General features: G+C 45.7%; 2 protein-coding genes. One reads left to right on the forward strand and one right to left on the reverse strand.

Annotation, left to right across the window (positions count from 1 at the left end):
• A partial coding sequence (locus B7X71_RS17845; RefSeq protein ID WP_293601723.1) for an oxidative damage protection protein occupies positions 1 to 188 on the forward strand: 188 nt, incomplete at its 5' end.
• Between the two features lie 10 nt (positions 189 to 198).
• On the opposite strand, the gene rpiA is transcribed toward B7X71_RS17845, so the two are convergent.
• Positions 199 to 909 (reverse strand): ribose-5-phosphate isomerase RpiA, encoded by a 711-nt coding sequence (gene rpiA / locus B7X71_RS17850; protein WP_293599510.1) that lies wholly within the window; start codon positions 907 to 909, stop codon positions 199 to 201.
• Positions 910 to 1000 lie beyond the last annotated feature (91 nt).

Consider the following 1000-nt stretch of genomic DNA (forward strand, 5'->3'; position numbering starts at 1 on the left):
ACCAAGTTTCTAAAGAAGCTTGGGCGGCTTGGTTAAAGCAACAAACTATGCTGATTAATGAGAATCGCCTCAATATGGCCGATCCTCGTGCTCGTCAATATTTGCTCAAACAAGTTGAAAAATACTTCTTTGAGGGTGGTGCCGATACAGCTCAGGGCTATGTACCGCCTGCAGATGAGTCTAAATAATTCATTTAGGCTACAAAACTAGGCGGCTTACGCCTGACGCATTGCTCACCAATAAGATATCGGCTTTCTCTTTGGCAAACAGGCCTACAGTAATCACGCCAGCAATTTGATTGATTTGCGCTTCTAGCGCGAGTGGATTGGTGATCTTTAAGCCAGCAATATCTAAAATCCAACCACCGTTATCTGTCACATATGGCTGGCTAGGTGTCTGTCCCAAGTCGGCACGAGTTTCCTTTGACATTCTGAGCGAGACTGAACCCCCTAACTTAGCCAACTCCTGAGTAACGATAGCTTTGGATAAAGGGATGATCTCCACCGGCAATGCGAAGCTTCCCAAGACTGGGACTTGTTTAGATGAATCGCAGATACAAATGAATTGCTTTGCCATCGAGGCAATAATCTTTTCGCGGGTCAAGGCACCGCCACCGCCCTTAATCATGTACCCAGCAGGATCGATCTCATCTGCGCCGTCAACATAGGCGGGCAACAGATCTACATCATTCGGATCTAAAACCTTAAAACCGTGCTTTAACAAGCGCTCAGTTGTAGCATTAGAACTCGATACCGTTCCTGCAAAATGCCCCTTATGCGGCGCCAAAGCATCAATAAAACAATTAGCGGTGGAGCCAGTCCCAACACCTATGATCTGGCCGGCAGGCAGCTTTAATACCTCATCCCGCGCCGCCTCACCCACCAATTGCTTTAGTTGATCTTGATTCATGATCTTGCCCGATATCCTTATCTAAACTGGAACAGCCTTATTTATGCATCTATCATATGATATTCAATCCGCTTTACTGATTAATTAAATA

The organism is Polynucleobacter sp. 39-46-10 (assembly GCF_002282275.1).